The organism is Micromonospora sp. NPDC005367 (genome assembly GCF_040606825.1).
GTDB lineage: Bacteria > Actinomycetota > Actinomycetes > Mycobacteriales > Micromonosporaceae > Micromonospora.
The window spans coordinates 1-24,479 of record NZ_JBEXFP010000007.1; the positions used below are offsets into that span (position 1 = coordinate 1).

At 73.1% G+C, this 24,479-nt stretch carries 27 protein-coding genes; 15 read left to right on the forward strand and 12 right to left on the reverse strand.

The annotated features are described in order from the left end of the window. Positions 1-38: 38 nt before the first annotated feature. Both ABZS42_RS07340 and ABZS42_RS07345 read right to left on the reverse strand, forming a co-directional pair. Entirely contained in the window at positions 39-2,117 is a 2,079-nt protein-coding gene (locus ABZS42_RS07340; RefSeq protein WP_355143080.1) for an NPCBM/NEW2 domain-containing protein, read from the reverse strand. 700 nt (positions 2,118-2,817) lie between these two features. Continuing rightward, entirely contained in the window at positions 2,818-3,414 is a 597-nt protein-coding gene (locus tag ABZS42_RS07345; RefSeq protein WP_355143081.1) for an MBL fold metallo-hydrolase, read from the reverse strand. A gap of 103 nt (positions 3,415-3,517) precedes the next feature. Between ABZS42_RS07345 and ABZS42_RS07350 the strand changes: the two genes are divergently transcribed. Then, positions 3,518-3,946, forward strand: a complete 429-nt coding sequence (locus ABZS42_RS07350; protein WP_355143082.1) for an archease — start codon at positions 3,518-3,520, stop codon at positions 3,944-3,946. A 12-nt stretch (positions 3,947-3,958) separates the two neighbouring features. On the opposite strand, the gene ABZS42_RS07355 is transcribed toward ABZS42_RS07350, so the two are convergent. Beyond that, a complete protein-coding gene (locus ABZS42_RS07355; protein ID WP_355143083.1) occupies positions 3,959-5,377 on the reverse strand; it encodes an RtcB family protein in 1,419 nt (472 codons plus the stop codon). Between the two features lie 114 nt (positions 5,378-5,491). Between ABZS42_RS07355 and ABZS42_RS07360 the strand changes: the two genes are divergently transcribed. Beyond that, a complete protein-coding gene (locus ABZS42_RS07360; protein WP_355143084.1) occupies positions 5,492-6,307 on the forward strand; it encodes an SDR family oxidoreductase in 816 nt (271 codons plus the stop codon). Between the two features lie 88 nt (positions 6,308-6,395). Here ABZS42_RS07360 and ABZS42_RS07365 read toward each other — a convergent pair whose 3' ends face one another. Next, complete coding sequence (locus tag ABZS42_RS07365) at positions 6,396-7,001, reverse strand: hypothetical protein (protein WP_355143085.1); 606 nt, start codon at positions 6,999-7,001, stop codon at positions 6,396-6,398. A gap of 249 nt (positions 7,002-7,250) precedes the next feature. Here ABZS42_RS07365 and ABZS42_RS07370 point away from each other — a divergent pair, with 249 nt between their 5' ends. Further along, on the forward strand, positions 7,251-8,147 hold the full coding sequence (locus ABZS42_RS07370; RefSeq protein ID WP_355143086.1) for a pentapeptide repeat-containing protein: 897 nt from the start codon (positions 7,251-7,253) through the stop codon (positions 8,145-8,147). 102 nt (positions 8,148-8,249) lie between these two features. Further along, positions 8,250-8,486, forward strand: coding sequence for a preprotein translocase YidC (locus tag ABZS42_RS07375; protein ID WP_355143087.1), 237 nt, complete (start codon positions 8,250-8,252; stop codon positions 8,484-8,486). Positions 8,487-8,572: 86 nt separating this feature from the next. On the opposite strand, the gene rnhA is transcribed toward ABZS42_RS07375, so the two are convergent. From rnhA to ABZS42_RS07390, 3 genes are read right to left on the reverse strand one after another with little or no spacing between them, the layout of a single operon-like run. After that, positions 8,573-9,040 (reverse strand): ribonuclease HI, encoded by a 468-nt coding sequence (rnhA, locus tag ABZS42_RS07380; protein WP_355143088.1) that lies wholly within the window; start codon positions 9,038-9,040, stop codon positions 8,573-8,575. Between the two features lie 46 nt (positions 9,041-9,086). Further along, positions 9,087-9,542 carry an ASCH domain-containing protein gene (locus ABZS42_RS07385; RefSeq protein WP_355143089.1) on the reverse strand — a complete coding sequence of 152 codons (456 nt, stop codon included), beginning with the start codon at positions 9,540-9,542 and terminating at the stop codon, positions 9,087-9,089. A gap of 50 nt (positions 9,543-9,592) precedes the next feature. Continuing rightward, entirely contained in the window at positions 9,593-10,834 is a 1,242-nt protein-coding gene (locus tag ABZS42_RS07390) for a lycopene cyclase family protein (RefSeq protein WP_355143090.1), read from the reverse strand. Between the two features lie 143 nt (positions 10,835-10,977). Here ABZS42_RS07390 and ABZS42_RS07395 point away from each other — a divergent pair, with 143 nt between their 5' ends. From ABZS42_RS07395 to ABZS42_RS07405, 3 genes are all read left to right on the forward strand, one after another. Then, positions 10,978-11,835 (forward strand): metalloregulator ArsR/SmtB family transcription factor, encoded by an 858-nt coding sequence (locus ABZS42_RS07395; protein WP_355143091.1) that lies wholly within the window; start codon positions 10,978-10,980, stop codon positions 11,833-11,835. A 306-nt stretch (positions 11,836-12,141) separates the two neighbouring features. Next, on the forward strand, positions 12,142-12,627 hold the full coding sequence (locus ABZS42_RS07400) for a hypothetical protein (RefSeq protein ID WP_355143092.1): 486 nt from the start codon (positions 12,142-12,144) through the stop codon (positions 12,625-12,627). Positions 12,628-12,713: 86 nt separating this feature from the next. After that, positions 12,714-13,421: a class F sortase gene (locus ABZS42_RS07405; protein WP_355143093.1), complete on the forward strand. Its 708-nt coding sequence runs from the start codon at positions 12,714-12,716 to the stop codon at positions 13,419-13,421. 122 nt (positions 13,422-13,543) lie between these two features. Here the strand turns inward: ABZS42_RS07405 and ABZS42_RS07410 are convergent, their stop codons facing one another. Beyond that, complete coding sequence (locus ABZS42_RS07410; protein ID WP_355143094.1) at positions 13,544-14,251, reverse strand: MBL fold metallo-hydrolase; 708 nt, start codon at positions 14,249-14,251, stop codon at positions 13,544-13,546. Positions 14,252-14,349: 98 nt separating this feature from the next. On the opposite strand from ABZS42_RS07410, the gene ABZS42_RS07415 reads away from it, so the two are divergent. The 3 genes from ABZS42_RS07415 (at position 14,350) to ABZS42_RS07425 (ending at position 16,163) form a co-directional block, all read left to right on the forward strand. Beyond that, positions 14,350-15,117, forward strand: a complete 768-nt coding sequence (locus ABZS42_RS07415; RefSeq protein ID WP_355143219.1) for an SGNH/GDSL hydrolase family protein — start codon at positions 14,350-14,352, stop codon at positions 15,115-15,117. A 99-nt stretch (positions 15,118-15,216) separates the two neighbouring features. Further along, positions 15,217-15,636, forward strand: a complete 420-nt coding sequence (locus ABZS42_RS07420; RefSeq protein ID WP_355143095.1) for a YchJ family protein — start codon at positions 15,217-15,219, stop codon at positions 15,634-15,636. Positions 15,637-15,773: 137 nt separating this feature from the next. Beyond that, the gene (locus ABZS42_RS07425; protein WP_355143096.1) at positions 15,774-16,163 is read left to right on the forward strand and encodes a VOC family protein; all 390 of its coding nucleotides are present in this window, start codon (positions 15,774-15,776) and stop codon (positions 16,161-16,163) included. A 59-nt stretch (positions 16,164-16,222) separates the two neighbouring features. Here ABZS42_RS07425 and ABZS42_RS07430 read toward each other — a convergent pair whose 3' ends face one another. From ABZS42_RS07430 to ABZS42_RS07440, 3 genes are all read right to left on the reverse strand, one after another. Further along, positions 16,223-17,524 (reverse strand): MFS transporter, encoded by a 1,302-nt coding sequence (locus ABZS42_RS07430; protein ID WP_355143097.1) that lies wholly within the window; start codon positions 17,522-17,524, stop codon positions 16,223-16,225. 226 nt (positions 17,525-17,750) lie between these two features. Then, complete coding sequence (locus tag ABZS42_RS07435; protein WP_355143098.1) at positions 17,751-18,740, reverse strand: hypothetical protein; 990 nt, start codon at positions 18,738-18,740, stop codon at positions 17,751-17,753. Positions 18,741-18,910: 170 nt separating this feature from the next. After that, positions 18,911-19,795 (reverse strand): SPFH domain-containing protein, encoded by an 885-nt coding sequence (locus ABZS42_RS07440; protein WP_355143220.1) that lies wholly within the window; start codon positions 19,793-19,795, stop codon positions 18,911-18,913. A 247-nt stretch (positions 19,796-20,042) separates the two neighbouring features. On the opposite strand from ABZS42_RS07440, the gene ABZS42_RS07445 reads away from it, so the two are divergent. From ABZS42_RS07445 to ABZS42_RS07465, 5 genes are all read left to right on the forward strand, one after another. Then, positions 20,043-20,735, forward strand: coding sequence for an RraA family protein (locus ABZS42_RS07445; RefSeq protein WP_355143099.1), 693 nt, complete (start codon positions 20,043-20,045; stop codon positions 20,733-20,735). 129 nt (positions 20,736-20,864) lie between these two features. Beyond that, positions 20,865-22,004: an N-acetylmuramoyl-L-alanine amidase gene (locus ABZS42_RS07450; RefSeq protein WP_355143100.1), complete on the forward strand. Its 1,140-nt coding sequence runs from the start codon at positions 20,865-20,867 to the stop codon at positions 22,002-22,004. A 99-nt stretch (positions 22,005-22,103) separates the two neighbouring features. Continuing rightward, positions 22,104-22,547 carry a VOC family protein gene (locus ABZS42_RS07455; protein WP_355143101.1) on the forward strand — a complete coding sequence of 148 codons (444 nt, stop codon included), beginning with the start codon at positions 22,104-22,106 and terminating at the stop codon, positions 22,545-22,547. 118 nt (positions 22,548-22,665) lie between these two features. Next, positions 22,666-23,193: an N-acetyltransferase gene (locus ABZS42_RS07460; protein ID WP_355143102.1), complete on the forward strand. Its 528-nt coding sequence runs from the start codon at positions 22,666-22,668 to the stop codon at positions 23,191-23,193. Between the two features lie 39 nt (positions 23,194-23,232). Beyond that, the gene (locus ABZS42_RS07465) at positions 23,233-23,607 is read left to right on the forward strand and encodes a hypothetical protein (RefSeq protein ID WP_355143103.1); all 375 of its coding nucleotides are present in this window, start codon (positions 23,233-23,235) and stop codon (positions 23,605-23,607) included. 73 nt (positions 23,608-23,680) lie between these two features. Here the strand turns inward: ABZS42_RS07465 and ABZS42_RS07470 are convergent, their stop codons facing one another. Next, positions 23,681-24,457 carry a nucleotidyltransferase domain-containing protein gene (locus ABZS42_RS07470; protein WP_355143104.1) on the reverse strand — a complete coding sequence of 259 codons (777 nt, stop codon included), beginning with the start codon at positions 24,455-24,457 and terminating at the stop codon, positions 23,681-23,683. Positions 24,458-24,479 lie beyond the last annotated feature (22 nt).

The window sequence follows — 24,479 nt, forward strand, 5'->3', positions numbered from 1 at the left end:
CCGGGTGACTCCGTCACCCGGGCGCGACGGTTTCCGCGTCAGCAGGTGGCGGTCAGGCCGGCCCAGTCGGCGCGGTCGTTGTAGCCACCGTCGCCGGCGTCACCGACCACCAGGTCGAGCACCCGGACGCCGGTCAGGTCGACGTCGACCTGGTGCACGGCCTCCCGCGTCACCACCCCGCTGTCGTACAGCACCCGACCGTCACCGACGACCTGGAAGGTGGACGTGCCACCGTCCGGGCCGACGTTGTCGACCGCGTCGTCGATACCGACGACGGCGGCCAGCCGGCTGCACTGGCCGCCGACGTAGTAGCGGACCGTGGACGGCGAAGCGACCCCGATGCCGGTCGGGTAGACCTGGCCGAGCATCTTGATCGGCGATCCGCCACCGACGCTCTGGTCGACGGTCGGGTTCATCCAGCCGCTGGTGGCGCTGATCCACGTGTGGTGCGACAGCGCGGCCTCGCCGTCCGGCGGCACCGGCGCGACCACCAGGGTCGACGCCGTGCGCTGCTGCTGGCGGCCGTGGCCGAGCACGTCGTACGAGGTGGTGGCGGTCAGCGTGGCGCCGCCGGGCGCCGCCGAGCCGGGCAGGGTCACGGTGAAGGTGACCGTGGCGCTGCCACCGGGACTCAGCAGCTTCGGCGCACGGCTGAGCGGCTGGACCCGCCAGCCGTCCGGCGTGGTCAGCGCGACCTGCGGGGTGAAGACCGGCTGCGCGCCGTCGTTGCGTACGGCGATCTCGACCCTCGCCTCGTCCCCGCCGGCCAGCACCGCAGCGGTGCCCTCCGGCAGCGGGTCGCCGCCGACCTGCGTCACCTGCGGAAGCCCGGCGGTCACGTGCGGGACGCCCGGCAGGCCGTGCGCCTCCGCGACGCGGAACAGCGCCGCGCCGTGGGCGGGAACGGCCGCGCTGATGGTGCCGGCGCTCTCGGTGACCTGGTCGGTCCAGGCGTTGCTGAGCGTGAACCGGTCCCCGCTCAGGCCAGCGGCGGACGCGTTCGCGGTGAGGGTCTTGGAGGTCTCCCCGCGGTTGAGCAGCAGCACGGCCCGGTCGCCGTTGGCGAGGCGCTTCACCCACGTCTCGGTGGTGCCGGCGGGGCCGACGCGGACGGCCTGGACGACGGCCGCGTCCTGGTTGATGGCCAGCGCGTCGGCGTCGGTGAGGATGTCGACGCTGGTCTGGCCGAGCTTCCGGATGTCACTTCCGATCACCAGCGGCGCGGCGGCCATCGACCAGAGCGACATCTGGGAACGGAACTCCTCGTCGCTCATCCCCAGTTCGGGGGCGAGGTAGTCCGGGTCGTTGAAGTGGCCCGGACCGGCGGCCTCGGGGTGCCGCGCGTTCGCGTCGTAGTTGCGCAGCACGTCCTTGAACTTGATGTCGCCGACGAAGCCCACGTCGGTGTACGTGCGCCAGGACTGCGCGATCTCCGGCGCGTACGTCCAGGAGTACGTCGACTGCTGCTCCTCCGGGTAGTTGCCCCAGTCGGGCGAGGTCACCGGGTTGCAGAGGTTGAAGATGATCTGCCGGCCGCTGGCGTTGTCGCGCAGTGCCCGGGCGAACTCGGTGTAGGCGGTCTTCGGGTCCAGGTCGGCGGCGATGCCGCAGAGGAAGTCCACCTTGACCGCGTCGAACTCCCAGGCGGCGAACTGGTCGGCGTCGCGCTGGTAGTTGCCGCCGCCGCTACCGAGCCCGCACTTGCCCGGGATGTACGGCCCGGCGTCGGTGTAGATGCCCGCCTTCAGGCCCTTGGCGTGGATGTAGTCGACCAGGGGCTTCAGCCCGTTCGGGAAGCGGGTCCGGTCGGCCTGCAGGTCACCGGCGGCCGTACGCGGCTCCGGGTCCTGCCACCCACCGTCGAGCCAGACGATGTCGTAGCCGGCCTCGGCCAGGCCGCGGGAGACGAGAGCGTCGGCGACCTCGCGTACGGACTGCTCCGAGAAGTTGCCGCCGAGGCCGAAGTAGGTGTTCCAGCCCGCGTACGGCGTCGGGCTCAACACCTCGGACGCCGGCTGGGGGGCGGCGCCGGGCGCCGGGGCGGCGTGGGCGGGTGCCGGTACGACCAGCAGGCCGGTCGCGAGGGCCAGCACTGCCGCTAGGCCTTGTCGTTTCACATTGGATTCCTTTGCTGCCGGGGGTGCCGGAACAGGGACACCGGACGTCACGACGAGACCACGCAGCCCTCCCTCCGCCTTACGGCTGACCGTGCCGGGGCGCGCCCGCACGTCCGCCCGGCTTCGGGGCACGCCCCCGCGATGGGCTGCCGGCCCGTGACGCCCGTGTTTCCACGGATCCTGCATCCGGTTACGAGCGCGTGTCAATATTAATTCGTAAATTACGAGTTGTGAGTGGAGGCTTCGACCGTCCTACCTGCACGTCGGTGCACGGCGGCTTCATCAGGAACGCGCTCGGCGCAGCGCGGCGGCGACAGTGGCGACGCCCCCGCTCGATGTCGGACGCCCCAGCTCCCTCCACCGCGATCCGGTCGATCCCGTCGCCGAGCAGCGCCAGGCCCCCGCACGGGTCGCCGTAGCCGAAGTCGGCCGCGGCGAGCCGGCGCAGCACGGTCCACTCGGCACGCAGCCAGTCCGCACGCGAGAAGGCGGCCAGGTCGGGTACGCCCGCAGGTCAGATCGATCCGCGCGGGCGCGGTACGTACGGCGTCGAAGATGTCGCTGCCCACCTGGCTACGCCGTACCGTCGCCAGCACGTTCGTCGCGCTCGGCGTCTCGCTCGTCCTCACCGATCGATGACCCGACGAGCGGCCCGGAGGCGGGCTTCCCGGGGATCCGGGCCTGACGGGCCCGGCCCGGGTCAGGCGGTCTCGCCCGGGGCGAGGTGACGGTAGCCGGGGACGGTCTCGGCGAACCATCCGGTGACGCTGGCCAGCCCCCGCTCGTTGATCTGTGCGTCGTGGATGGTGTAGGCCCGGCGTGCGCCGACTGCCCGCGCGAACTCGATCGCCTCGCCCAGCCGCAGCCATGATCCCTGCCCCGGGATCAGCAGGGTCCGCACGGGCTCGTCCGGCACGTGCAGCGAGTCGCCCGGGTGGTAGACGTCGCCGCCAACCAGGTAGCCGAGGTTGACGCAGTCCGGCTGCCCGTCGTGGATCAGCGCGTGCCGGCCACCGACCGCGGTCACCGGGAACCCGGCGACGTTGAACCGCTGCCCGACCCGGATCGGGGTGACCTGGTCCAGGTCGGGCAGGTGGGCGCCCTCCGGGGCGTACACCGGCACGCCGAGGCCGGCCAGGCGGAGCACGTCGACGTGGTCGGTGTGCTCATGGGTGACCAGTACGGCGTCCGCACCGGCCAGAGCGCGCGGTTCGCTCCACGTCCCGGGGTCGATGACCAGCACAGCGCCGTCGTGCTCCAGCCGCACGCAGGAGTGCGTGTACTTGGTGATCAGCATCCGGTGACCGTAACGGATCGATGGAACACCCCGATACGTCACGCCGGTGGACCTGTCGCGCGGTCGACCGGCCGGCGGTCGGCGGGTGGCGGATGATCGAAGCATGGGGCAGCCAGGGCAGCGCGGGCACCGGTGCGTGCCGCACACCGCCGACGTCCGGATCGAGGCGTGGGCGCCGACCCGCGAGGAGTGCGTGGCCGAGGCGGTCACCGCGCTCGTCGAGACCTTCATCGACAGCGCGGGGACACGGCCCGGTCCCGCCCGCGAGTACCAGACGCCACCCGGGGACGACGAGGACCTCCTGGTGAACGTCCTCGACGAGGTCATCTTCCGGATGGACACGGCGGACGAGTTGCCGCTGACCACCGAGGTGACCGACGACGGTCACGGTGGCCTGCGGGTGCGCTGGCGGGTGACGGACACCGACGCGGTGGAGCTGATCGGCGCGGTCCCGAAGGCGGTCTCCCTGCACGAGCTGCGGTTCGGCCCCGACGACGGCCGCTGGTCCTGCGCGGTGACCCTCGACGTGTGACCGTCGAGGCGCTCAGCCCTTGACCACGCCGATCGGCACCAGCCGCGCGACCCTCCGGCACAGCCCCGCGCCCTCGGCGGACTCGATCACGGCCGTGATGTCCTTGTACGCCGCCGGCATCTCCTCGGCCAACCCGCGACGGGAGGCGCCGCGTACGGCGATGTCCTGCGCCTCCAACTGCCGGCGCGGGTCCGATCCCCGCTCGGCCTTGACCGCCTGTTTGCGGCTCTGCACGCGGCCCGCGCCATGGCAGGTGGAGGCGAACGCCGGCGAGCCGGGAACGCCGGTCAGCACGTACGAGCCGGTGCCCATCGAACCGGGTATCAGCACCGGCTGGCCGACGTCACGCAGATCGGTGGGAAGGTCCTCGTGGCCGGGCGGCAGCGCCCGGGTCGCGCCCTTGCGGTGTACGCAGAGGCTGCGCCGCGCCCCGTCGACCTCGTGGTTCTCGATCTTCGCCAGGTTGTGCGAGATGTCGTAGACGAGGTCCAGGTTCCGGCCGGTCTGCTGGGCGAAGACCTTGCGGGCCGCATCCGTCAGCAACTGCCGGTTGGCGCGGGCGTAGTTGGCCGCGGCCGCCATCGCGCCCAGGTAGGCCTGTCCCTCGTGCGACGAGACCGGCGCGCAGGCCAGCTGCCGGTCCGGCACCTGGATGCCGTACCGGGCCATCACCTTCTCCATGCCCCGGACGTAGTCGGTGCAGATCTGGTGGCCCAGCCCCCGCGATCCGCAGTGGATCATCACGCAGAGCTGCCCGCGGCGCAGGCCGAAGGCGGCGGCCACCCGGTCGTCGTACACCTGCTCGACCGCCTGCACCTCGAGGAAATGGTTGCCGGAGCCGAGGCTGCCGACCTGGCGGGCGCCCCGCTCCACCGCCCGCTCGCTGACCTCGTGCGGGTTCGCGTCGTCGACGGCGCCGTAGTCCTCGCACCGGGTCAGGTCCCGTTCGACGCCGAAGCCGCGCTCGACCGCGTACCGGGAGCCGCCGCGCAGCACACCGTCGAGCTCCGCCCGGTCGGTGAGGTGCCAGACCGCCCCCTTCCCCATACCTCGGGGTGTCGACGCGGACAGTCCGTCCATGAGGGCGTCCAGGCGTGGCCCGAGCTCCGCCCGGTCGAGGTCGGCGGCGAGCAGCCGTACGCCGCAGGAGATGTCGAAACCCACGCCACCCGGCGACACCACGCCACCGTGCTCCACGTCGGTGGCGGCCACGCCGCCGATCGGGAACCCGTAACCCCAGTGCACGTCCGGCATGGCGTACGAGGCGTCGACGATGCCGGGCAGGGTCGCCACGTTCGCCACCTGTTCGAGTGACTTGTCCGCAGCGGAGTCGGGCAGCAGCGACCGGGTCGCGAAGACCACGCCCGGCACCCGCATCGGGTCTTGCCGTTCGATCCGGAACCGGTACGGCGACTCCTGCACCAACTGCATCCTCCGCGGCTACCCGAGGCCGCCGGCCCTACACGTGGCACCGGCGCGAGCCGACGCCGGCAACCAGGTGGTCCAGGCCTGGTTGCGTTCGCACCGGCTGGGTAGTGAGGCGCAATGCCCGCACGTTTCGAGGACTACCCCCGCATCGCGATCGTCACCGGCGCGGACTCCGGCATCGGCAAGGCCTGCGCGGTGGCCCTCGCCGAGGCCGGTTTCGACATCGGTATCACCTGGTACGGCGACCCGGACGGCGCCCGGCGAACCGCCGCCGAGGTACGCGGCACCGGGCGCGCCTGCGAGGTCGCGGAGATGGACCTGACGCGTCTGCCGGACTCGGCCGGCGTCGTCGACGAGCTGGCCGACCGGCTCGGCGGCATCGGGGTGCTGGTCAACAACGCCGGCACCGGAGCGTCCGCGCCGTTCGTCGACACCGGCTGGGAACGGTGGCGGCAGGTGCTCTCAGTCGACCTGGACGGGCCGTTCCTCTGCGGCCAACGGGCCGCCCGGCGGATGCTCGCGGCCGGCGCCGGGGGCCGGATCATCAACATCACCAGCGTGCACGAGCACGCGCCCCGGGTCGGCTCGGCCGCGTACTGCGCGGCGAAGGGCGGGTTGGGACTGCTCACCAAGGTGATGGCGCAGGAGTTGGCCGCCGACGGGATCACCGTCAACGCGGTCGCGCCGGGCGAGATCTCCACCCCGATGACCGGGCAGGAGGACGTCGACCCGGTCACCCGGGAACGGCCGGGTGTGCCGGTGGGCCGCCCGGGCGACGCGCGGGAGGTCGCCGCGGTGGTCGTACTGCTCGCCTCCCCCGCGGCCGCGTACGTCACCGGGGCGTCCTGGCCGGTGGACGGCGGGATGCTGATGATGGGCCCGCAGGCCGTCGCGCTCACCTCGGACGACTGGCGACGAGTCGAACCGACGTGACGGCGGGAGACCGCCCAGAGGCCTCGGCGTCGGTGGCGGCGAGCAGCGCCCGGAACCGGCCACGCCGCCCCGGGTCGGGAGACAGGCCTTAGTTCTGCGCCGTCGACGCCCGGGCGACATAGGCGAACTGCGCGGCGAAGGCCAGCAGTGCCACCGCGGAGCCGACACCGATGGCGGGCCCGGTGGGCAGCCCCGCGAGCGCGGTCAGCAGCGTCACCCCGAGCCCGAACAGCAGCGCGTTCACCGCCCCCACCATCAACACCGTGGTGAGCAGCAACTGGGCCCGACCCGGCCGGCTACCGACGGCGGACCAGGTGGCCTGCGCGGTGCCGGCGCCCGACACCGCGTCGATGAAGAACTCCTGCCCGGCGGCGAACCGCTCGTGGTAGTAGGCCCGGATGCGCTGCATCCGTTCCAGATCCACCTCGTTCTCCACCATGTTCCGCACGAGCCGCAGGAAGGTGAGCACACCGGCGACCACCAAGGTGGGCAGCACCGCCCCGAGGTACGGGCGGACCAGCGCGCCGGTGCCGGAGACGAAACCGAGTCCGATCAACGCGGCGGAGAGCAGCGACAGGAAGATGGTCGCCCGGCCCACCGACTCGGTGACCGTCGCGCTACGCGAGGTCTGCAGCACGAAGTGTTCCGTGGTGAGGGCGGTGAGCAGGGCGTGTTCGCGTTCACCCTCGTCCATCGAACCCAACCGTCCGTGATTGATCCGGGCACCGTCACGATATGAGGTACGAGGGCGTACTCATCGGTGAATGCGGCGGTCCCGAAGGGGACCGCGGCCGGTCCGGCGGGCACGTACCCTGCCGTCGTCGCACCGGCCGCAGCGGTGACCCCGACCGGCCACCAGCCCCTGGCCGGCGGGACAATGATGGGGCGCCCGCGCGGCCAGCGCCGGTGACGAGCCTGTCGAGACGGTAGGAGAGCGGTCAGCGTGTCGGAGAACTCCCAGCCGGCGGGGCCGGAACGGGACGCACTGCACGCCGATTGCGCGCGCTGCTTCGGCCTCTGCTGCGTCGTCCCGGCCTTCGCCGCGTCCGCCGACTTCGCGATCGACAAGCCGGCCGGCCGGCCCTGCCCCAATCTGCGCTCGGACCACCGCTGCGGTATCCACGCCGACCTGCGCGGGCGCGGGTTTGCCGGCTGCACCGTCTTCGACTGTTTCGGCGCCGGGCAACAGGTCGCCCAGGTCACCTTCGGCGGGCGGGACTGGCGGGCCGAACCGGAGACCGCGCAGGTCATGTTCGACACGTTCACGGTGATGCGCCCGTTGCACGAGCTGCTGTGGTACCTGACCGAGGCGCTGGCGCTGCACCCGCCGGCGGGGCTGCGCGAGGAACTCGACCAGGCCCGCGCGCAGACCGTCCGGCTCACCGAAGGCAGCCCACAGGAGCTGCTGGCCCTGGACGTCGGCGCGCACCGCGACCGCGTCAACGTGTTGTTGTCGCGCGGCGGCGACGCCGCCCGGTCCCGGGGTGGGCGACCCGGCGCTGACCGGCGGGGCGCCCAACTGTTCGGGGCGGACCTGCGCGGCGTCGACCTGCGCCGCGCCAACCTGCGGGGCGCGCTGCTCATCGGCGCCGACCTGCGCGGGGTGGACCTGCAACTGGCCGATCTGACCGGCGCCGACCTACGGGGCGCGGACCTGCGCGGGGCCGAGCTGTCGGGCAGCATCTTCCTGCACCAGTCGCAGGTGGACGGCGCCCGTGGTGACGTCCGTACCCGGCTACCGGCAGGCTTGACCCGGCCGGCGCACTGGACGGCGGTGCCGCTCACTCCGGTGCCGCGTACGCCCCGGCCAGCGCGATCCGGACGGCGCGGCCGCCGCTGAGATCAGCCGGGAGAGGGTTGTCTCGCCCGACCCGGGGACGTTTCGCCCGTTTTCCGTCGGGTAGCCACGGCTGATCGGAGATGGCACCGACGGGAGGCGACCGTGGGCTTCAGAACGCGGCAGGGTGAGCAGCCGGTCGATCCGGAGCACGCCGAGGACGAGGCCGGTCAGGCCCGACTGGTCCAGGTCGAGGCGGACACCGAGGTCCCGGCCCCGGAAGACACCGACGTACGGCCCGACCTGGTCACCGAGGACGACAATTCGGGCGTGGCCGGCGGCGCCTCCGGCAGCAGCGGCGGTGGATCGAGCATGCCCGGGCACCCGGACGCGACCCGCTGACCGGCCGTCGACCTGGCCGACGCCGACATTCCGCTGTCGCCGTTCGGCGCGTCAGCCCGCTCCTGAGTTCGCTGCGGAGTCCCGGCTCACCTGGCCGGCACTGCCGCGCGGGCCTCGGTCATGCCCCGGTTGGCCAACGCGTCGGCGCGCTCGTTTTCCGGGTGGCCGTTGTGCCCTTTCACCCACAGCCAGGTGACCTGGTGCCGGGCGCAGGCCGCCTCCAGCCGCTGCCACAGGTCGGCGTTCTTGACCGGCTGTTTCGCCGCGGTCTTCCAACCGTTGCGCTTCCAGGAGGCGAGCCAGCTGGTGATCCCGTTACGCACGTACGTGCTGTCGGTGTGCAGTTCGACGGTGACCGGCCGGGTCAGGCTCTCCAACGCCTGGATGGCGGCCATCAGCTCCATCCGGTTGTTGGTGGTGGGGGTCGCCTCGCCGCCACAGAGTTCCCGCTCGCGCTCGCCGTAGCGCAGCACCGCGCCCCAGCCGCCCGGTCCCGGGTTACCGCTGCACGCGCCGTCGGTCCAGATCTGCACCACTCCGCCGGTTTCCACCATGCCGGCAACCTACCGCCTGCCGCGGCCCGCGCCCGGCGTAGGGGCGTCAGAGGTTGACGGGTGTCTCGGCGCCGGTGGCGGGGTCGACGAGGCTCACCAGCCGGAACCGTTTGGTCACCACGAGGGTGTCGTCGTCGACGGTGAAATCCGGGTCGCCGAGTTCGGCGCGTGTCTGCGGGCTGTGCCAGAACTCCTCGTGGCCGGTCCGCCACTGCGCCACCGACTCGTCGCCCTCGCCTTCGTCTAGTGCGTGTTGCAGGTCCACGTCCGCGAGCCGGACCACCCGGACGTCGGTCAGCTCGATCACCGCGACCGGCTGCTCCGTCGAGTCGACCACCGCTGACCGTTGGCCGGCGCGGGGCAGCGGCTCACCCTCACGCTCGTAGCCGAGGAGCAGGGCGGTGGTCGAGGTCTTGGCCCCGGCGAGGATCGCCGCCACCAACCGGTCCCGCAGTGGACCGGGGAATGCGAACTCGGCGCGGGGAAGATCATCGAGGGGCATGTGGCCGAGGATAGCGGCGGCCGAGCCGGCCCGCGTCCCCACCGCCGTGTTCAGAGCTCGGGTCGGATCGTGCTCTCGCGTACCGGGGGTGGCACGGGCAGGACGGGCCGGGGCGGTCGGAGCCGGTCGCGCAGCCGGTGGGCGACGTCCCCCACGGTGGCGGTCACCATCGGCCGGAGCCGGGTGGAGCTCATCACGGCCAGTTCCTCCGCTGGGGTGGTGGTGCCGTCGAGGAACCGCAGCACCCGCTCGGGCGGATTGCGCTCGAAGAGCCGGGCGAAGAACTCCGGGCCGCCGACCGTCCCCCGGTCCAGGGCGCGCAGCGCGACCGCGTCCATCCAGCGGTGCCGGCGGGGGTACGCGGGCGACGGCACCGGCGCTCGGCCCTCGGCGAGGGCGCGGGCCACCTGCTCCGCCTGGCGGCGCATCGCGGAGAAGGTGAACCCGGTCGATGGTCGGGTGGCGCCTCCGGCGGTGCCGAGGCGGACGACCCGGGGTGACGGGTGCGCGTCGAACGGAGCGTCGGTCATCGGGATCACCCCGTTCTCCACCTCCCGCACCGTCGATCGGGCCGGGTCGAGGCCGAGCAGGTCCCGGTATCCGGCCAGCGCCGCGTCGTACCCGGCGGCGGTGAGCAGGGTGGGTGAGAACTCGGTGTACTCGACGAGGGCATGCCGGTCGCTGACCGGCAGCAGGTAGCCGAAGGAGACGCCCCGGGCGGGCTGCGGGGTGCGGAAATCCATCAGCACCGCCCGGCCGGGATCGAAGAGCGGGCGCTCCGCCGCCAACCACCAGCCGCGGAAGTGCTGGAGCCAGGTCGTGCGGCCGGGGCGCGCGGGCGGGCGCGGGCGGGAGTCGAGCACCCAACCGGCGCGTACGGTCGGCGCGTCGCCGGCGGTGCGGACCAGCACCCGTTCGCCGTCGTCGTGCACGGTGTCGACGGCGGCGAGCATCCGGGTCACGCCGAGGCGGCGCTCCGCGGCGGCGGCCCGCTCGTAGACGGCGGCGGAGCGGAGCATCGCGTACCGCAGCGGGGCGAGGTCGAGCACCCGGCGCGCGGCGGGTGTGACCACCTCGACCTGCTGCCAGCTCGCGCTCAGCAGCGGGTCGAGGTCGCCGCCCGGCCGGTCCCAGAACGCCCACGTCCGGTCCTGGCCGCGCCGGTGCACCGGGTCGATGACGGCCACCCGTAGGCCCCGCACGCCGTGCCGGTCCAGGGCGGCGAGCAGGAGCGAGGCCGCACCACCGCCCCCGAGCAGGGCGAGGTCCACGTCGACCGGTGCGGAGTGCATCCGACCACGCTGCCACATCGCCTCGGTGGCGGGCGCGGCGACCGGCGGCGCGAGGCAGCCTCGCCGGGACGTCACGTTCCGGCGGTCCCGGCAGCGGACTCGGCCACGCGTTGACATGCAGCCGTACGGTTGCCTAATCTGACGTGCAACCGGTTGACTGCCTGTCGGGGGGTGTGGTGGACGCGGTGTTCCGGGCACTCGCCGACGCGAGCCGCCGGCGGTTGCTCGACAGCCTCAACGCCCGCAACGGGCAGACCCTGCGCGACCTCTGCGCGGGCCTGGACATGACGCGGCAGTCGGTGAGCAAGCACCTGGCGGTGCTGGAGGCCGCCGACCTGGTCACCACGGCGCGCCGGGGGCGGGAGAAGCTGCACCACCTCAACGCCGCACCGATCAACGCGATCGCCGACCGGTGGATCAGTCGTTACGACCGTCAGCGGGCCGAGGCGCTCGCCGACCTGCGCGCAGCATTGGAGGGTGCGCCCGTGGAGGGTCCGACGTTCGTCTACACCACCTACATCGACACCACCCCCGAGCGGCTCTGGGCCGCACTCACCGAACCCGCCTTCACCCGCCGCTACTGGGGTGGCCTGGCGCTGGAGTCCGACTGGCGGGTCGGCTCACCGGTGCTGTTGCAGGACGCGCCGGGCGAGGAGTTCCGCGACCTTGGCCAGCGGGTGCTGGTGGCCGAGCCGTACCGGCGGCTGTCGTACAGCTGGCACGGCTTCCAGCCGGAGCACGCCGCGCACTTCGGCTGGTCCGAGGAGGAACTCGCGGCCCGGCTGGCCGAGCGCCGCTCGAAGGTCACCTTCGAGATCGAGCCACACGGCGCCGCGGTCCGCCTGACGGTGGTCCACGACGACTTCTCGCCCGGCAGCGAGATGCACCGGGCGATCAGCGGCCAACTCGACGGCAGCGGCGGCTGGCCGGAACTGCTGGCCGGGCTCAAGACCCTGCTGGAGACGGGCCGGCCACTGCCGGAGCCGGCCACTGCCGGCTGAGCGCAGCCGACCCTGCGGTGACCCGGGTCCGGCCGCGCGTCGGGCCACTCGGGCCCACCGCGGCCGGCGGCGAGACCTCGCCTTCGGCCCACGCGGAACGACCGGGTCCCAGCCGGGCGCGCCCGACGTTTCCGCAGCTCCCTCCGTTCCGGGGTGGACACGTGACGGCAACGAAGATTTCTCATTTTCACCGGATCGGGGGGCCAACCGCCCTAGTGTTGGGCACACCGGTGCTAGTCGCGGAGTTGGCCACCCGAACGGCGTCCCGCCACGTGCTCAGCGGACGAAGAGTGAGGGAAGACGCGTATGAAACCGAAGAGAGTCATCCAGTCGGCGGCCGTCGGCGTAGGTCTCGGCGTGCTGCTGCTGCCGGGCGCCGCGCTCGCGGAGACCGTCGTCTCACCGGCCACCACACCGGTGGGTGGCACCGTCGTCCTCACCGCGACGACCTGCGATCCGAATTCGGGTGACGCGCTCTTCCGCGTCACCGGCCCCAACCGCGACGAGAACGTCCGTTCGACCACCGTCGCGCCGGGCGGCGGTCTGAGCGCCGAACTGTTCACCGCCGGGTTCACCCTCGGCACCTACACGGTGACTGCCACCTGCGGCGACGGCACCGTGCAGAGCAGCACGCAGTTCACCGTCACTCCGATCGGTGGCGCGCCGGCCGGCTCCGGCGGGCGCGGCGACGGCACCGGCGCGCTCGCCGCCGGCGGCACGCTGCTCGGCGCGGCCGTGACCGGCGCCGTTCTGCTGCTGCGCCGCCGGCGTTCCGCATCCACTCTGGCCTGAACTGGCGAACCATCCCTGTTGCGGGGGCCCGCGCCGGCGACGAGTCGGTGCGGGCCCCCGGTTCTTCCGGGTACGGAGGTGAGCACGTGTGGCGTCGAGGCACGCCCGGAACGACCGTCGCATCCACCACGCCGATCCGAGCGCGTGAGCGTCGCGGCCGGCCCGGCCTGTCCACCCTGTCCACTGTCGCCGTCGTGTCCCTGCTCGGCGTCACCGGCGTCGGACTGGTCACCGCCGGGCTGACCGCCCCGCCGCCCCGCCCCCCGGCGCCGGACGTCGCCGCGCCGGCCGCACCGGCCGTGCCGGCCGCCAGCCGTCCCCCACGCGCCCTGCCACCGCTGCCGCACGCCGCGCCCACGCTGATACGGATCCCCTCGATCGGCGTACGAGCCGAGATCATCCCGGTCGGTGTGGACGCCACCGGCGTGCTGGAGGTGCCACCCCTGGACCGGCCCGGCCTGGCCGGCTGGTACCGCCACGGAGTCAGCCCCGGCGAGACCGGCAACGCGGTGCTCGTCGGGCACGTCGACTCCCCCACCGGCCCCGCCGTGTTCTTCCACCTCGGTCGGCTACGCCCCGGTGACACCGTCCGGGTCAGCCGAGCCGACACGCGCGTGGCCACCTTCACCGTCGACCGGGTCGACACGTACCCGAAAGACGCCTTCCCCAGCGACCTGGTCTACGGCCCGGCCGGCTCCGCCGGGCTGCGCCTGCTCACCTGCGGCGGCCGATTCGACGAGCAGGCCGGCGAGTACGTCGACAACATCATCGTGTTCGCGAGCCGGACCGGCTGACGCCGAGCCGCCGAACTTCCCGATCCGCCCTCCCCTGGGGTACGCCGGCGTCCGGCGATGCGGAGGTGCGCGGTGGATCAGCGACCGGTCCGAGGTGATCGACACCGGGGACGCGGCGGGCCTCAGCGCCGCCGCAGGAAGTCGCGGACCCGCTCGCGGGCGTTGTCGGTGAGTTCCGCGCCGTGGGTGAACGCCGCCACGTCGTACTCCAGTTCGGCGAGGACGTGCGCGGTCTCCTGCGTCATCCGGAAATCGGCGCACAGCACCTTGATCGGCCAGCGGATGCCGACCACGTTGAACAACGCGTCGCCGGTGATCAGCACCCGGGTGGGCTCGTGCAGCAGCGAGACGTGTCCCGGGGAGTGCCCCGGGGTGTGTACGACGCGCAGGCCGCCGCCGACCGGCAGCACGTCACCGTCGGCGAGGGGCTCGGCCACGTCGACGGCCGGGAAACCACCCCCGCCGATCCGGGAGAAGAGGCGGCCGCCGGTGACCGTGCGATCCCGCGGCGGCGCCTGGCCCGTCTGGGCGTACTCGACGTCGGCGGCGTGCAGCACGACCGGAGCACCGGTACGGCGGGCCAGCTCGGCCGCGCCGCCGGCGTGGTCCGGGTGCGCGTGGGTGAGCACGATCCGGGTGACGTCGGCGGGCGTCTTACCGATCGCCGCCAGGCCCCGCACGATCCGGGCCGGCGCCCGCTTCAACCCGCAGTCGACGAGCGTGACGCTGCCGTCGTCGTCGACCAGCGCGTACGAGTTGACCAGCGCACGACCGGCCGTGGGAATGCGCCACAGGCCGGGGGCCAGCGGAACCGCGGGAGGTTGGGCCATGCGCGCGAGCCTAGGAGACGCCGGCAACGCGGACCACCAGAACGGCGGGTACGGCCGGCGTGCCGCCGTACGTCGCCGCCGCTACCCTCGCCGGTGTGATGTGGCACCGGTACGTCGCGATCGGCGACAGCACGACCGAAGGCCTGGACGACCCGGACGGCTCGGGCGGCTATCGGGGCTGGGCCGACCGCTTCGCCCTCGCGGTGGCCCGTTCGCAGGGCGGGTTGGAGTACGCCAACCTGGCGATCCGGGGGCGGACCACGGCGCGGATCCGGGCCGAGCAGCTGCCGGTGGCGCTCGAACTCGCCCCCGACCTGGCGACCGTGGTGGCCGGGATGAACGACGTTCTCCGCCCGTCGTTCGACGTCGACCGGGTCGCCGAGGACGTCGGCGCCATGCAGCAGGCGCTGGTCGAGCAGGGCGCCACGGTACTCACCTTCACCCTGCCCGACCCGGCGCCGGTGATGCCGGCCGCCCGGCCGCTGCGTGGCCGGGTGAGTGCCCTGAACGAGGCGCTGAGGAAGGCCACGGCGTCGACCGGGGCCAGCCTGCTGGACCTCGGCGCATACCCGGTCGCCTCCGACCCCCGGCTGTGGAGCGACGACCGGCTGCACGCCAACAGCGCCGGCCACGAGCGGATCGCGGCTGCGCTGGCGCACACCGCGGGGTTGCCGGGCAGCGACGACTCGTGGTCTCGGCCGCTGGCCGCCGCCCGGCGCCGCACGCGGCAGGAGGTGATCCGCGCCGAGCTGGCCTGGACGCGCCGGCACCTGCTGCCCTGGTTGGCCCGGCACCTGCGCGGCGGTTCATCGGGCGAGGGCCGGGCAGCCAAGCGCCCGGTGCCGCTGCCGGTCGACCTGGGCTGAGCGTCGGCTGCCCCGCACCGCCGCTGTGCCGAGATCGGGGCGCGCGTGCACCGGCAACGCCCTGACCGGTGCCGGTACCGGGTAGGGCAGGATGGTCGGATGGCAAAGCGTGGGACCCGACGGCGAGCGGCGGACGACCGAGAGCTCTCCTGCCCCTGCGGGTCCGGCCGGTCGTACCCACAGTGCTGCGGCCCGCTGCACCGGGGCGAGGCCGAGGCGCCGACCGCCGAGGCGCTGATGCGCTCCCGGTTCAGCGCCTTCGCCGTCGGTGACACCGGCTACCTCCTGCACAGCTGGCACGAGCGCACCCGGCCGTCCCGGCTCGATCTCGACCCGGGCCGGCGCTGGCTCCGGCTGGAGATCGTCGACACCGAGCGGGGTGGCCTGCTCGACAGCACCGGCGCGGTCGAGTTCCGCGCTTACCACCGCACCGGCGGACACACCGGGATGCAGTCCGAGCGCAGCCGCTTCGTACGCTCGGACGGCCGCTGGGTCTACCTCGACGCGGAGCAGGAATGACCAGCCGTTCCGCGCCAACGCCGCCCCCTGCCCCGGTAGGCTGAGCGCGGCGTTCCCGCGTCCCGCGGCCAACTCGGTTGTCGGCGCGACCGGCCGGCCGCGCGCCAGCAGCTCGTCGAGGCGGACGGAGGTGCCCGGTGACCATCACGACCTTCATCAACCTGCCGGTACGCGACCTGGCCAGCGCCGCCGAGTTCTTCCGTTCGATCGGTTTCACCGGCGCCCAGCCCTCCCCCGACCGCACCAGCCTCATGCTGAACCTCACCGACACGACCCAGCTGATCCTGCACATCGACTCCGCCTTCGCCGAGTACACCCAGGTGGGGATCACCGATACCGAGGCGACCCGGGAGGTGATCGTCGGGCTCGCCGCCGAGAGCCGGGAGCAGGTCGACGAGCTGGTCGATCGGGCCGTCGCGGCCGGCGGCAACACCCTCGGTCCGGGTCAGGACGTCGGCGGGCGCTACATGCGCGGCTTCCGTGACCTCGACGGCCACCAGTGGTCGTTCGTGCACCAGGTGGGCTGACGCGCGGTCCCGGTGCCGGCCGGCGCGCCACACCGGTCCCGGTTCGACGCCCGCCCCGGTCACGGCACGCTCCGCTCCGGCGGGGTGGCTCGATCGGCGGCCGCCCCACCGAACCGGCTTCCCGGGCGGCCGGCCACGCCCGACAGCAGCGCCAACGCCAGGAAGGGCAACGCGGCCACCGCGAACGCGACCGTGTTGCCGGCTGCCGTGGCGACGAGACCGTAACCGGCGTAGACGGCGATGATCGTGACGTCGGTGGCCATGCCGGCGAGCGAGGTGACGGTGGCCCGGCTCGGGCCGGAGATCCGGGCCTGCAGACGGGCGTCGGCCAGCACGGTGGCGAGTTGGAACGCGCCGAACGCGACCGCGAGCAGGACGAACCCGGCCGGATGGGTGGTCAGCGCGCCGCCGGCCAGTGCCAGCGCGGCGACGCCCAGCAGGGCCGCGTACCCGCGTTCGGTGAGCCGCTCCCCGGCCGGCGCGAGCAGCCCACCGACGGTCATCCCGACCCAGATCAGCAGGAGCAGGAAGGGCACCGCCGAGACGGCCACGCCGGTGTCCCGGGCCAGCAGCGGGAGGTACTCGTCGAGCGCGCCCCACACCGCGGCCACCACAGCCACCAGTAGCAGCGCGCCCCGTACCGGGGGGACCGCGCGGGCCTCGGCCAGCCCGGCGCGCAGGCTCGCCACCCACCCGGGGTCGTCGTGCGGATCGGCCGGGATCCGGTCGTCCCTCCCGGTCCGGACCGGCTGCGCGTCGTCCCGGTGGGCGCGGCCGCGGTGCTCGGGGAATCGGGTGGCGACGGCCGCGGCGAGCAGGCAAGCGAGGACGCTGGCCGCGCCGACCGCCGGGTATCCGCCGACGAGCAGCACCGGACCGGCCAGCAGGCTCGAGGCGAGCGCGCCGAGCACCCCGGCGGTCTTGGCGCGGCCGGTGATCCGGGCGTACCGGCCGGCCGCGCCACACCGGTCCAGCTCGGTGAAGACCAGCGCCTCCAGCGCGCCGGAGCTGAGCGCCGCGCCGGCCCCCCAGAGCAGGAAACCGACCGCGAACGCCGGGTACGAGGGCAGCAGCACCCAGAGGGCGTAACCGCCGGCGGTGACCAGCGGGGCGAGGCAGAGCAGCAGCCGACGGGAGACGGCATCGGCCCAGGCCCCCGAGGGCACCTCCAGCAGGATGGCGCTGGTCGACCAGATGACGAGGAGCGAGGAGATCTTGCCGACCGACAGCCCGGTGTCGGCGAAGAGCAGCACGTACAGCGGGTAGAGCAGAACCAGATCGGTGAGGAACGCGTACCCGTAGAGGGTCGCCGTCAGACGGCGGACCGCGTGGTCGGGCACGCGCGTGGCGGTGACGGTCATGAGGCCTTCCCGTGGGAGCAGAGCGGACGCCTGAGGTACGGCGTCCGCGGCGGCCCACGGCTGCGGCCGTCAGCGGTACATCAATGTCGCCAGGTCATGGCCGCGATGCTACGTGGCGAGGCCGGCGTTCGTGGCGTACGGGCCGGCGGCGCGGAAGGCGAACTGGCGGCACCGTCCGGTTCGGGCGGGTGGAGCGGGACCGTGTCCCACCCACCCACCCGGGTGCTCAGCGGTGGTCCGGCCGTGGCTCCATGGGCGGAATGACCACGGTGGCCTCGCTGTCGTCCGCGGTCCGCTGGGCGGGAATCGGCATGCCGGACGGGGTGGCCTGCGTGGCGTCCGGGTCGTCCGGCCGGGTGACCACCTGCGTGGCGTCCGGATCCGCCGGCCGGGTGACCACCTGCGTCTCCTCCGGGTCGGCGGGGCGGGTGACCTGGGTGGCGTCCGGGTCGGCGACCGGGGTCGCCGGCGCGGCTGTTGCGTCGTCGCGTCGCCGCTCCTGCGCCGCGGCGTCGTGTCGGTCGGCCCGGTAGGCGCGCGCGTGCGCGGCGATCGAGTGCGATTCCTGCTCCGCACGGGTCAGCCAGGTCTCCCAGCGGCTCTGCATCGGCCGGACCAGGCCGCCACCGACGCCCACGACCAGGATCCCGCCGACGGTCGCCAGCACGGCGATGAGCACCGGGGTGGTGACCGTGGTGGCCACGCCGATCTGGTTGAGCGCCGCGACGACGCCCAGGCCGAGGACGAAGACGTACGCGATGGTGCCCAGCGCCCGGCCGTACGAGAGACCACCGAGGGCGCCGCCGACGATGTCCTTGACGGCGTTGGCGATCGCGGCGGCTACCACCACGATGACGATGGCCACGAAGGCACGCGGCAGCCAGGCGATCACCTCGGCGATCAGGTCCGAGACCGGGTTCGGTCCCCAGATGCCGAAGGCCAACTGGAGGGTGACCAGCAGCAGCCCGTACTGAACGAGTTTCGCGACGATGCCGCTCGCGTCGTAGCGGGCACGGCTCAGGGCGCGGCGCAGACCACCACGCTCGACGGCACGGTCGAAGCCGACCCGGTCCAGGATCCGGTTCACCATCTTCAGGGCGGCCTTGGCGGCGAACCAGCCGACCACCAGGATCGCCACGAAGGCGACCGCCTTGGGCACGAACAGCATCACCGAGCGGAGCGCGTCGCCCACCGCGTCGCCGACGTCGTCTCTCATCCGAGGTCCTCCACGCGGGTAGGTCGAGACGTTGGGTCCCGACCTACCCGGCGGGCGCCGGGCGTTAAACACGAAGCTTCCGGCCCGGCGGCGAGCACTCCCGCCGGCGCGCGCCCGAAGTGGCCGACGCGGACCCGGCCACGTCCCGACCACGTCCACCGCTGCCACGGTCAGGACCGCCGGCCGTGGCCGTCCTCCTCGGCCGCGCCGGCCACGTTCTCGGTGACCGGCCCGAGGTCCGCTCGCTCGGGCGGTGGGCCGAGCGGTGGCGTGGCGGAGGCCGGCCCGCCCCGCGACGCGGTGAACTTGTCGAAGAAGCGCAGCAACTCGACGGGAAACGGCATCACGAGGGTGCTGTTCTTCTCGGCCGCGACGTCCACCACCGTCTGCAACAGCCGCAGCTGGTATGCGCCGGGCGTGGCCGCCATCGCCCGGGACGCGTCGGCGAGCCGCCGCGACGCCTGGAACTCGCCGTCCGCGGCGATCACCCGGGCGCGCCGCTCCCGCTCCGCCTCCGCCTGCCGGGACATCGAGCGCTTCATGCCTTCCGGCAACGAGACGTCCTTGACCTCGACCCGTTCGATGAGCAGCCCCCACGGCTTCTCCGTCGGCGCGTCGATGACCGACTTCAGCTCGGCGTTGATCCGGTCCCGGTCGCCGAGCAGCGTGTCCAGGTCGGCCTTGCCGATCACCGAACGCATCGCCGTCTGCGCGACCTGGAGCACGGCCGCGGGATAGTCACGTATGTTGACCAGCGCCTTGACCGGGTCGACCACCCGGTAGTAGACGACGGCGTCGACGGTGAGCGTGACGTTGTCCCGGGTGATCGCGCCCTGCGGCGGCACGCCGATCACGGTGGTCTGCATGCTGACCCGGACCATCCGGTCGGCGATCGGGATGATCAGGTGCAGTCCGGGCTGCCGGACCCGCTCCAGCACCCGGCCGAAGCGAAAGACGATGCCGCGCTGGTACTGCTGGACCATCCGGAGGCTGAGCGCCAGCACGAGCGCCACCACGACCACGACGACCACGGCGACGACCACACCGGCTTCCACTGGCACCGCCCCCGAATCCCCACCTAGCCCCACGTTGCGCAACCGCGCGTACCCGTTGTCGCGGCCGTCAGTCCTGCCATTCGTCACGAGGCGGCAGGAACCGCGACGGGTGCCACCCCGGAGATCCGACCGGCGGTTCCGGGGCGTCGGGTCCGGCCGGAGCGAGCCGCACGCTCGGGATTGGACCTCGTTCCGGTGCCCACCGCTCTCCCTACGATGGCGTCCCGTCGGCCGTCTGGAGGACGTCATGCTGGAGCGTTTCCTCGACCTGTCCACTGCGTTGCTGGCGGACGCGTGCGTACGCCTGGGGGTGCCGCTGCGGGCCGCGCCGCCCGGGGTCCGCCCGGTGCTCGCCGGCCGGCGGGTCGCCGGCCGGGTGTTGCCCGCGCGGCACTACGGCAGCGTGGATGTCTTCCTGGAGGCGTACGGCCACGCGTCGACCGGCGACGTGCTGGTGGTCGACAACCGCGGCCGGACGGACGAGGCGTGCGTCGGTGACCTGACCGTTCTGGAGGCCGCCGCGGCAGGGGTGATCGCTCTCGTGGTGTGGGGGCTGCACCGGGACACGGCGGAGCTGATCGAGATCGGGTTGCCGGTGTTCAGCTACGGCAGCTTTCCGCCGGGTCCGGTGCGGGTGGACGAGCGGGAGCCGGCGGCGTTGACCGGCGCGCGCGTCGGCGAGCACGAGGTGAGCCGGGACGACCTGGTGTTCGGCGACGACGACGGGGTGCTCTTCGTGGCCGCTGACGTCCTCGACGAGGTGCTGGCCACCGCGGAGCGGATCCGGCAGGTCGAGCGGGAGCAGGCGGCGCGGATCCGGGCGGGTGAGACGCTGCGCCAGCAGACCGCCTTCGACGACTACCTGGCGCGCCGGGCGGTCGATCCGGCGTACACGTTCCGGCGTCACCTGCGTCAGGTCGGTGGGGCGATCGAGGAGTGAGAGGCGTGCGCGGACGACCGGCACGGCCCGCCCTCTAGCGCGGCGCCGGGTGCGGCAATATCCTCCACATGACGCGCGGCCGATGGCGCTACTTTTCACAACCCCCGGTCCGGCCGCAGAGGAGCTCTCATGCACGTCAACCATTCCGAACTGGACCGTCGTACGCTGCTGCGGGCCGGCCTCGGCGCCGCCACGGTCGCGGTCGTCGGGAGCGAGCTGGCCTTCCCCGCCGCAGCCCAGGCGGCCCCGGGAACGAGCACGGACCTCGACTGGATCATCAGCTGTGCCGAGTGGGGTGCGCGCCCGCCGGCCGACCCGTTGTCGGTCAGCGCCACCCCGACCAACAAGATCATCGTGCACCACATGGCCTTCCCGAACGTCACGGACTTCTCGGAGGCGCAGGCCGTCAAGCTGGCGAAGGACTGCCAGGACCTGCACATGGACGGCAACGGGTGGTCCGACACCGGGCAGCACTTCACGGTCAGCCGGGGCGGCTACGTGCTGGAAGGCCGGACGGGAAGCCTGGAGCGCCTCCAGGCCGGCGACCGGCAGATGATCGCCGCGCACTGCCCGGGCGAGAACGGACGGGCCATCGGGATCGAGAACGAGGGCACGTACGTCACCGAGACGCCGCCGCAGGCACTGCTCGACTCGCTGGTCAAGCTCTGCGCCACGATCTGCCGGCAGTACGGCCTGCAGGCACACGACATCTTCGGCCACTGGGACTTCCGCAACACCCAGTGCCCGGGCGCGGCGTTCTACCGGCAGTTCCCCATGCTGCGGCGCCGGGTGTTCGCCGAACTCGGCACCGACCTCGCCGACGTGCCGGCCCGCCGCTGGCCGGACCTGTGGCGCTTCGTCGGCTCGCCCGCCGTGCAGGTGGTGCAGTACCTGCTCGCCCACCGCGGCTACACCGTCCCGGTCAACAGCGTCTTCGACGCCGCGACGGTGGCCGCCGTGCAGGACTGGCAGTACCGCAACGGCATCCCGGTGGACGTCGACGCCACGCTCACCCCGCAGACCTGGGAGACCCTGGTCCCCGAGCTGGGCAAGGACGCGAGCGGCCTGCCGGTCAGCGCCGTGCAGTTCATCTTGAACATCAAGGGGTACGCCGAGGTCACCGTCACCGGCGAGTACGACTACGCGACCCGCAAGGCGGTACAGGACCTGCAGGGCGTACACGGGCTTCCGCGCAACGGCAAGGTGGACGTGAGCACGTGGTGCGCCATCGTCGGCGGAGTGGTCCGGCAGTCCTTCAAGCACCACTGAGTCCGGTCGCAACCGGCGGGGAACGGTCTGCCCGGCCGCTCCCCGCCGGTTGCGAAACGCCGCCGCGCCTCGTTGTCCCGGCCCCGGTGAGCTGCGACGATGACGCAGGTCGCGACCAAGGAGGATGCTGTGGCGTCTCGGCTCAACCCGTATCTCAACTTCCCCGGCAACGCCCGCGAGGCCATCGAGTTCTACCGGCAGGTGTTCGGCGGTTCGCTGCGCATGAGCACGTTCGGCGAGTTCGGCGACGCGGCGCCGGGCACCGAGGACCAGATCATGCACGCCATGCTCGACACCGACCGTGGCTTCACGCTGATGGTGTCGGACCTCCCGCCCGGCATGGAACACCAGCCGGGAAACAACATCAGCATCAGCCTCAGCGGGGACGACGCCGACGAGCTGCGCGGCTACTGGGAGCGACTCAGCGAGGGCGGCGCGGTGGCGATGCCGCTGGAGAAGCAGATGTGGGGCGACGAGTTCGGCATGTGCGTCGACCGCTTCGGCATCCAGTGGATGGTGGACATCATGCCGAAGCAGGGGTGATCCCCGACCGCAGGCGCGGCACGGCGGCACCGACCACGGTGAACTGACGCGATTTTCGCGGTGGCCCCGGCGACGAAATTCGGCGGCGCTCGACCGCCCCGGTCCATATCGTCGGCTGATGCTGGTCAAACGCGAGACCGCCGCCGACATCGAAGCCATCCGCGCGGTTCACGCCGCCGCCTTCGCCAAGCCGGACGGTCCGGAGACCATGCCCGTGGAGGCGACCCTGGTCGACGCGCTGCGCGCCGATGCGGCCTGGCTGCCCGCCCTGTCGCTGGTGGCGACCGACCAGGAGGGTCGGGTCGTGGGACACGTGGTGTGCACGCGCGGGTGGGTGGCCGGACGGCCGGTCGCACTGGCGCTCGGACCGCTCGGCGTGCTGCCGCAGTGGCAACGCCGTGGGGTGGGCTCGGCGCTGATGCACGCGGTGCTCGGTGCGGCGGAGGCGTGCGACGAGCGGCTCGTGGTGCTGCTCGGTCACCCCGGCTACTACCCACGCTTCGGTTTCCGGGCCGCGATCGACCACGGCGTTACCCCGCCGGTGCCCGACTGGGGTCCCCGCTACTTCATGGCGCGAACGCTCAGCGGTTGGGATCCGTCGATCCGCGGCGAGTTCGCGTACGCCGCACCGTTCCGCCGTCTCTGATCTATCGCACGGTGACCGGAGTGTTGCATTCTGGTTGCCATGGGAGAGGTATTGCCGATGCCCGGCCTCGGTGACCTGTTCGCCGACTCGCGGGGCGAGGACCGGATGATGCGGGTCAGCTACCACCCTGAGCGGGAGGCGGTGGTGCTCTCCCTGTGGAGCGGCGGGGCCTGCCGGGCGTCGTTCCGGATGCCCCGAGGTGAGCTCCCGAGACTGTTGTCGCTGCTGGCCGGGATCGCCTCGATCGACGCGACTGACGCGCCGACCGATACCGGCCCGGCGGATCGGACCGATCCGAGAGCGCCCGTGGTGGCCGGCGCCACCGTGCCACCCGACCAGGGACCGCACGGCGACGCCTCCTGGCCGGCGCATCGCGGCATGCTGCCCGTCGTGCCCGCCCCGCGCGTCGCCTGACCCAGACCCCCACCCCCACGTCCCGCCACCGTCCCGGTGATGGGGGCCGGGCGGGAACCGGGGTGGTGTGTGGTCAGGTTGCGCGGGTGATCTCGTCGAGGACGCGTTGTTGGAAGGCGCGGGCCTGGGGGCCGCTCGGCGGCGGGCCGCCGCGCCGCGCCGCGATGGAGCGTTCGATGACCGGTGTGGCCTCGTCGCCCTCGGCGACCAGGCGCTGTCCGGCGTCGGTCTTGGCCAGCCACCGGCCGTACCGGAAGCGGACGAGGGACCGGCAGGCGCCGAGCACCGCGTCCTCGGCGCCGGCCGCCGGTTCGTCATCGGGCGGGGTCGGCAGGGCCAGCCACCAGGTGAGCGCGTCGACCAGCAGGCGACGCAGGTCGGCGGGGCGCACGTCGGCGAACACCTCGGCCGCCGGCGGGCCGAGCACCGGGTACCCGCGCTGGTGCAGGATGCTGCGGTCCAGCGCGTACCAGAAGTGCCCGTCCGCGACCGGTCGGTCCGTCGGGGTGTACGTGGCCCGGAACGGCATCCGCGCCCCGGTGTTCAGCTCCACCTCGAACCCGGGCTCGGGGGTGCCGGACGCGGCGACCGCCCGGCGGTACGTGACTAGTTCCAGCCCGCGTGCCGGGCAGGGCAGGGCCTCGTGCCGCAGCCCGGCCACCAGGGCACGCTTGGCCGCCTCGGGCAACGGGTCGGCGCAGAGCAACGCCACGTCGATGTCACTGCGGCCGGGCTGGTACGCGTCGAGCCCGACCGAGCCGGCGGCGTACGCGCCGACCAGGTTCTCGCCCAGCACCGTGCGGGCCACCGCCACCAGATCGTCGAGGTAGCGTCGAACGTCTGTGTCCATGCCGGCTATCTGACCTGATCGA